This is a genomic window from uncultured Anaerovibrio sp. (assembly GCF_947302755.1).
Lineage (GTDB): Bacteria > Bacillota > Negativicutes > Selenomonadales > Selenomonadaceae > Anaerovibrio.
In genome coordinates this window covers 1-7,277 of the sequence record NZ_CAMYWM010000125.1, presented here as the reverse complement: position 1 = coordinate 7,277, position 7,277 = coordinate 1, and the positions used below count along the sequence as shown (strand labels likewise).

General features: G+C 46.5%; 8 protein-coding genes and 1 other annotated feature. Of the genes, 6 read left to right on the top strand and 2 right to left on the bottom strand.

The window, feature by feature from the left end; translation table 11 throughout:
- Positions 1-137: 137 nt before the first annotated feature.
- Positions 138-1,508: a pyruvate carboxylase subunit B gene (locus Q0Y54_RS10580; protein WP_297967499.1), complete on the bottom strand. Its 1,371-nt coding sequence runs from the start codon at positions 1,506-1,508 to the stop codon at positions 138-140.
- Positions 1,509-1,651: 143 nt separating this feature from the next.
- A complete protein-coding gene (locus Q0Y54_RS10575; RefSeq protein WP_297967496.1) occupies positions 1,652-1,846 on the bottom strand; it encodes a DUF896 domain-containing protein in 195 nt (64 codons plus the stop codon).
- Between the two features lie 421 nt (positions 1,847-2,267).
- Between Q0Y54_RS10575 and Q0Y54_RS10570 the strand changes: the two genes are divergently transcribed.
- From Q0Y54_RS10570 to Q0Y54_RS10545, 6 genes are all read left to right on the top strand, one after another.
- Entirely contained in the window at positions 2,268-2,537 is a 270-nt protein-coding gene (locus Q0Y54_RS10570) for an ACT domain-containing protein (RefSeq protein WP_297967493.1), read from the top strand.
- A 46-nt stretch (positions 2,538-2,583) separates the two neighbouring features.
- On the top strand, positions 2,584-3,945 hold the full coding sequence (locus Q0Y54_RS10565; protein ID WP_297967490.1) for a PFL family protein: 1,362 nt from the start codon (positions 2,584-2,586) through the stop codon (positions 3,943-3,945).
- Between the two features lie 23 nt (positions 3,946-3,968).
- Complete coding sequence (gene nth / locus Q0Y54_RS10560; protein WP_297967487.1) at positions 3,969-4,604, top strand: endonuclease III; 636 nt, start codon at positions 3,969-3,971, stop codon at positions 4,602-4,604.
- Between the two features lie 72 nt (positions 4,605-4,676).
- Positions 4,677-5,129: an N-acetyltransferase gene (locus Q0Y54_RS10555; RefSeq protein WP_297967482.1), complete on the top strand. Its 453-nt coding sequence runs from the start codon at positions 4,677-4,679 to the stop codon at positions 5,127-5,129.
- Between the two features lie 75 nt (positions 5,130-5,204).
- Positions 5,205-5,432, top strand: a binding site (T-box leader).
- A gap of 87 nt (positions 5,433-5,519) precedes the next feature.
- Positions 5,520-6,533, top strand: a complete 1,014-nt coding sequence (gene aroF, locus Q0Y54_RS10550) for a 3-deoxy-7-phosphoheptulonate synthase (protein WP_297967479.1) — start codon at positions 5,520-5,522, stop codon at positions 6,531-6,533.
- Positions 6,534-6,536: 3 nt separating this feature from the next.
- The coding region (locus tag Q0Y54_RS10545) for a prephenate dehydrogenase/arogenate dehydrogenase family protein (RefSeq protein WP_297967476.1) at positions 6,537-7,277 on the top strand (741 nt) is incomplete at its 3' end.

Sequence of the window (7,277 nt, the reverse complement as noted above, 5' to 3'; positions counted from 1 at the left end):
AATTGGAAGATTTTTCTTCTAAAGAAGAAAAATTTGAACAATGGCGTTATAATAATTAATTAGTGCATTAAAGACCTATCGCAAAGCGATAGGCCTTTTTTGTTAGTCTAGGGTATTATTAATGGTTTATAGATATCTTATCTGTTGTTCTTGAAGAATTCCAGTGCTACAGGTGGGAACAGAGCATAGGAGAGTACATCCTCGTCAGAAGCATTTGGATAACCCTTTTCAGCCAGCTCCTTCTTGAAGTCTGCTACCTTTGGCTCCTTAGCATCAGCTACAGCACAGTCAGTAATCATATCCTCAGGCTTAATCTTCATAGCCTCGAGAACTTCCTTCTTAACAGGCTTTGGAGTCTTACCGAACTTACCACGGGCCAGGTCCTTAACCTCGTTAGGAACCATGGTGTAGCGTGGCTGACCATTAGCCATCATAATAACGTTCATGGTAGCCATGGTACCAACAATCTGGGAAGATGGAGTTACGAGTGGAGGGAAGCCAAGGTCTTCACGTACTCTAGGCATCTCATCCAGCAGCTCCTGATACTTGTCAGCAGCACCCATCTCCTTCAGCTGGTTAACCATGTTGGAAAGCATACCACCTGGGATCTGGAAATCCAATACCTTTGGATTTACATCGAAGTAACCAGGGAGGTTGAACTCCTTCATGATTTCCTTCTTAACACCCAAGAAATGCTTAGCAATAGGCTCCATTACCTGACGATCAAGCTTGGTATCTCTCTCCAGACCCTCCAGAGTATCGATCATGGTCTCAGGAAAAGGCTGTGAAGTATCGTTTGCCTGTGGAGACAGTGCGCAGTCGATAATATCGACGCCAGCCTCAATAGCCTTCAGATAAGTCATGGAACCGAAGCCGGAGGTGTAGTGAGTGTGCAGCTCGATAGGAAGACCAACCTGCTCCTTCAGCTTCTTAACCAAATCCTCAGCTACATAAGGCTTCAGCAAACCGGACATATCCTTGATGCAGATGGAATGAACGCCCATCTTCTTCAGCTCCAGAGCCAAGTCAACGAAGGTCTGGTTGGTATGGAACGGACTAATAGTATATACGAGACAGCCCTGTACATGTGGCTTCTCCTTTGCCTTCAGAGCAGCATCAATTGCAGTGCGGAGATTTGTTACATCGTTCAATGCATCAAAAATACGGAATACGCCAACACCGTGCTCGGAAGCCTTGTTAACGAAGGCGCGTACAACATCATCAGAGTAGTGGTTATAACCAAGGAGGTTCTGACCACGAAGCAGCATCTGAATAGGGGTCTTCTTGAGATGAGCCTTAAGAGTATCAAGGCGCTCCCATGGATCCTCGTTCAGGAAACGCAGGCAGCTATCGAAGGTAGCACCGCCCCAAGCCTCAAGAGCATTGTAGCCGATGTTGTCGAGAGCCTCCAGCTGAGGAAGCATCTGACCGATACGCATACGAGTTGCCAACAGTGACTGATGAGCGTCACGGAGAACGGTTTCAGTAATTTTTACTGGTTTTGACATATTATAACATCTCCTTAAAAATATAATATAAATTTCCTGAGGTATATTGCTTATCCCCTTAAGCAATCCTTAAGTCAAGTATAAATTGTATGATAAATTTTGTCAAACAAATTAATACCAAATAATGGACTTTAATACTAAATTTAGTGTTGCCTGTTTTTCGGCAGCTCATCGACGATTTCAATATTATCCAAAACGGACTTCATATTTTCCCGGAAGCTGACCAGATATGCCTTGCGCAGCTGGGCCTGTCGCTCCTTTTCCTCAGGGGTCAGGCCAACAGAGCGCTGCTTCCTGGACAATTCATTTATTTCGGCGATTAATTCCTTGGTTATCATAAAATCCTCCTAAATATTTTTTCGATGTTAATGGGTGCTATCCGATGCTAACGAGGAAAATGATCAGCTAAATTCGTCTGGAGCTTAAATCTCCATATGAAAACAATTGCCATATTATTTGACAAAAAATTATTTGACAAAAAAGCGGTGGAAGTCCCAGGCTCCATCTGAATTAGTTTCTTTTTACGAATTATTTACTCCGATATTATAACTCCATTATCCAAATTTTTCTTCCAAAAAATAAAAAATTCACAATTAGCCATTTCCCTTCAGGCTTGGCCCATTATCCTGCCTGAGGAATATTTTCCAAAGTAAAATAAAATTACGTTACATATTTATACGCTTTGTGGTATAATCAACAGAACACTGTAAATATATTCCATTACAGCGAAAACATCGGATAAAGGGAGAGAATTCAACCATGAAATTAGTAGTAACTATTTTTGGAAAAGACCAAGTGGGGATTATCGCCAACGTCAGCAACATTTTGGCGGGCAAGAAGGTAAATATCACCAGCGTAAACCAGAATATTGTTGATGGCTTTTTCAACATGATTATGATGGCTGAACTTACCGATAACAGTGTAAAGCTGGCTGACATCCAAAAGTGCCTTAAGGAAAAGGGTCAGGAGATGAATTTGGAAATAAAGGTACAGAACCAGGAGATTTTTAATATTATGCATAATATTTAATTTTTATGCATAGTATACATGTTTAGACTCTATGGAGGTTTGCTAAGTGATTACTGTTGATAATATTTTAGAAACAAACCGCATGATTACGGAGAATAAATTGGATGTACGAACCATTACCATGGGTATTTCTCTCCGGGATTGTGCCCATCCCAATATTAATCAGTTTTGTAAAAATATATCTGATAAAATTACCAAAAGTGCCGAGTTTCTGGTAAAGACCGGTGAGGATATCGAGGCACAATACGGTATTCCTATTATTCATAAACGTATTTCCGTTACGCCGATTGCCATAGCTGCCGAGGCCTGTGAAACAGATTCCTATGTGCCGGTGGCCGAAATGCTGGACAAGGCCGCCAAGGAGGTGGGGGTAAACTTCATCGGTGGTTTTTCTGCCCTGGTGGATAAGGGCTTTACCAAGGGAGATAAAATACTGATTGATTCCATTCCCCAGGCCCTGGCGACCACGGAGGTGGTATGCTCCTCGGTAAATCTCGGCTCCACCAAGGCCGGTATAAATATGGATTGTGTGCGTCAGATGGGGGAGGTTATCAAGCGTACTGCTGAGCTGACCCGGGATCAGGATGCCTTGGGCTGTGCCAAGCTGGTGGTATTTTGTAATGCCCCGGGGGATAACCCGTTTATGGCCGGTGCCTTCCATGGCGTTAATGAGGCGGAGAAGGTGGTCAGCGTAGGCGTCAGCGGACCGGGAGTGGTAAAGCATGCCCTGGAGGATCTTAAGGGGGCCGATTTTACTGAGGTGGCTGAGACCATAAAGAAAACGGCCTTTAAGATTACCAGGGTGGGTCAGCTGGTGGCCCGTGAGGCCTCCCGTCGTCTTGGGGTGCCCTTTGGAATCATCGATTTGTCTCTGGCTCCAACTCCGGCTGTGGGGGATTCCGTAGCCAATGTTTTGGAGGAAATGGGGCTGGAAAGCTGTGGCGCACCAGGGACTACTGCGGCTTTGGCACTTCTTAACGATGCGGTGAAAAAGGGCGGACTTATGGCCTCCTCCCATGTAGGCGGCCTTTCCGGTGCCTTCATACCGGTCAGTGAGGACCAGGGAATGATTGATGCCATCGAGTGTGGCTCCCTATCCATAGAAAAGCTGGAGGCCATGACCTGCGTCTGCTCTGTAGGTCTTGATATGATTGCAGTGGAGGGGGATACCTCTGCGGCAACTATTTCCGGCATTATTGCCGATGAGGCAGCTATTGGTATGATTAATAATAAGACAACGGCGGTCAGGGTTATTCCGGTACCGGGAAAGAAGGTAGGGGACAGCGTGGAATTTGGCGGACTGCTGGGGCGTTGTCCAATAGTAAAGGTAAGAAATAATTGGAGCTCAGATGCGTTTATTGCCAGGGGCGGACGTATTCCGGCTCCGTTGCGCAGTCTGACAAATTAAGGATAGCTGTTCGGGTTTAAAATATGCGGATAACTAAAAAAATTAAGGAAAAACAGCTGGAAATTTTGGGACAAATCTACGCAGGAGCCAAACCGGAGCTGGTTTATAACAATCCCTTCGAGCTGCTGATAGCCGTGATTTTATCTGCCCAGTGTACTGACAAGCGGGTGAATATTACTACGGCACGGCTGTTTGCCAAGGCTCCTGATGCCCAAGCTATAATAGATATGGGGCTGGAACAGCTGGAGGAGGAAATCCACGACTGCGGCTTGTTTCGCAGCAAAGCCAAGAATATAATGGCAACCTGTCGCACATTGGTGGAGGAATTTGGCGGGGAGGTTCCGGAGGATTTTGATACTCTCCTTAAGCTCCCCGGAGTGGGGCGCAAGACGGCCAATGTGGTAAGCAGTGTGGCCTTTAACCGGCCGGCCATTGCGGTGGATACCCATGTATTTCGTATTGCCAACCGGCTGAAGCTGGCAACGGGTGAAACTCCCATGGAGGTGGAGCAGGGGCTGATGAAGGCCATACCCCGGGATAAGTGGTCAGAAGCCCATCACTGGCTTATTTGGCATGGCCGTAAAATCTGCAAGGCCAGAAAGCCCTTATGTGACCAGTGTCCCCTGGCTCAGGTGTGTCCCAGCAATGGAACACAATAAAATGATTATCAATTTTAAAATTTGAAATTTTATAATGAAATGAAATGATTACCAATTTTTGGAGTGAGACAATTGATTTATCGGAAGGCAAAATTTATCGATATAGAAGGAATATATGAGCTGGTTAATCATTATGCGGAGGAGGGCCTGATGCTGGCCCGCTCCCGTAATGCCCTGTATGAATCCCTCCGGGATATGATTGTGGCCATTGATGAAAACAATTGTATTGTGGGGGTAGGGGGTCTTCATATTACCTGGGAATTTATGGCGGAGGTTCGTTCTTTGGCAGTGGACCCAGCCCATAGCCGCCAGGGAATTGGCCGGGAAATCGTCCGTCGCCTTATAGAAGAGGGAAAAGAGCTGGGCATAAGCCAGGTATTTACCCTGACCTATCAGGAAAAATTCTTTGAAAAATGTGGCTTTAGGGTAATCAGCAAGGATGAGCTGCCTCACAAGATATGGAAGGAATGCATTGATTGCCCCAAGTTTCCTAATTGCAATGAAATTGCCATGCTCTATGAGTAATTTTTACAAATTGCTTGACACTAAAAATGTGTATTGCTATAATAAGGCACATGAAATGTAAAGCATGTTCATATTGAAAAGGCATTGAGCGAGAGAAGTAATCAGCGGAGCTTTTCAGAGAGCTGTGGGATGGTGGAACACAGCAGGGGAGGCTGGTGAAATACACTCGTGAGCTGCAGGCTGAACTGACAGTAGGCCGTGCCGGAAGCCCCCGTTATCGCAGGCTAGGGTATGTTAGTACCCGAAGAGAGTGGCTTGCCAAGGCAAGCAGGGTGGTACCGCGAGTAATGACTCGTCCCTGTTACGGGGACGGGTTTTTTGTTTTCTACCTGTACATTTTCTTCAAACTAACAAATAATTGCAAGATTCTATTTGTAGGAGGAAAAGATTATGATTATTGTAATGGCACCAGGTTCAACAGAGGCGGATTTAGAGCGGGTAAAGACTAAAATTAAAAATGAGGGCCTGGATTATCATCTGTCCACCGGTACCTCCCGTACAATTGTGGGTGTTATTGGCGACAAGAAGGCCATCAGTGAGCTTGAAATGCACTGTGCATTGCCGGGGGTAGAAAAGACAGTTCGCATCACGGAAAAATATAAATTGGTCAGCCGTGAATTTAAGCAGGAAAATTCCATTATTGACGTAGGTGGGGTTAAAATTGGCGGCCAGGAGCCGGTGGTAATGGCTGGACCATGTGCTGTAGAGAGTATGGATCAGCTTATGGAGGCAGCCCAGGCTGTTGCTGCAGGCGGTGCCCAGTTCCTGCGTGGCGGTGCTTACAAGCCCCGGACCTCCCCATATGATTTCCAGGGCATGGCTGAGGACGGCCTGCGAATGCTGCGGAAGGCGGCAGATAAATTTAACTTGAAGGTAGTAACTGAGGTTCTGGACCAGCGCACCGTTGAGGAAGTGGCAGAGTACACCGATGTGCTGCAGATTGGTGCCCGGAATATGCAGAACTTCCAGCTGCTGAAGGAGGTGGGCCGGGCCGGCCGTCCTGTATTATTGAAGCGGGGGCTCTGCTCCACCATCAAGGAATGGCTTAATGCGGCTGAATATGTGATGAGCTCAGGCTGTGATGATGTTATTTTCTGCGAGCGGGGAATTCGTACCTACGAGACCTACACCAGAAATACATTGGATCTCAGTGCGGTGGTGGCCGTAAAGGAATTATCCCATCTGCCGATTATTGTAGACCCAAGTCATGGTACCGGCCGTCGCAGTATGGTGCGTCCAATGGCCAAGGCAGCCATTGCAGCCGGGGCTGATGGCCTCATTATTGAGGTTCACCCTCATCCTGAGGTGGCTCTCTGTGATGGTGACCAGTCATTGACCCCTGAGGAATTTAAAAAGGTAATGGCTGAAATTAAGCGTATGTCCGCCATTTTAAGGGAGGAATAATTAATGGCCAGGTTAAAGCTTGCCATAATCGGTGTAGGTCTTATAGGTGGTTCCTTGGGCCTTTGCCTGAAGGATAAATTGGGTGATGATATATATATAACCGGCCAATGCCGTACCAAGGCATCCATGGATAAGGCCATGGAAATGGGGGCAGTGGATTATGCCTCAGCAGATATTCGGGAGGTTGTGGACCAGGCGGATGTTATATTTCTCAGTACTCCTGTCTTGCAGATGGTGCCCATGGTGGAGAAAATGCTTCCATACCTGAAGTCCGGTGCTATCATAACTGATGCCGGCAGTACAAAGCAGTTTATTTGGAAGAATTTAAAGAAAATATTACCGCCGGATATCTATTATGTGGCCGGGCATCCTATGACGGGACGGGAAATGAGCGGTGTTACAGCAGCCAAAAAGGACCTCTTTGAAAATAAATGCTATGTAATAGTGGAAAATACGGGAGCACCCAAGGAGGCCACAGATAAGATTTGCGATTTGGTAAGACTTACCGGGGCGGATTTGGAGACTCTGGATATAGCTAAGCATGACCGCTGTGCTTCGGTAATAAGTCACATTCCCCATGTGGCTGCGGCAGGCCTTGTAACTCTGTTGAACCGCAGTCATGGAGATATGGAGGCCTGTCTGAAGCTGGCCGGCGGTGGCTTTAAGGACACCACCCGTATTGCCTCCTCCAATGCCGATATGTGGGCCGATATATGTATGACCAATCAGGAGGCCATTACCAAT

What these genes read in the sequence shown, in the direction of transcription:
- Q0Y54_RS10570 (WP_297967493.1), top strand. Translation starts at nt 2,268, where the DNA reads ATGAAATTAGTAGTAACTATTTTTGGAAAAGACCAAGTGGGGATTATC.
- aroF (WP_297967479.1), top strand. Translation starts at nt 5,520, where the DNA reads ATGATTATTGTAATGGCACCAGGTTCAACAGAGGCGGATTTAGAGCGG.
- nth (WP_297967487.1), top strand. Translation starts at nt 3,969, where the DNA reads ATGCGGATAACTAAAAAAATTAAGGAAAAACAGCTGGAAATTTTGGGA.
- Q0Y54_RS10580 (WP_297967499.1), bottom strand. Translation starts at nt 1,508, where the DNA reads ATGTCAAAACCAGTAAAAATTACTGAAACCGTTCTCCGTGACGCTCAT.
- Q0Y54_RS10575 (WP_297967496.1), bottom strand. Translation starts at nt 1,846, where the DNA reads ATGATAACCAAGGAATTAATCGCCGAAATAAATGAATTGTCCAGGAAG.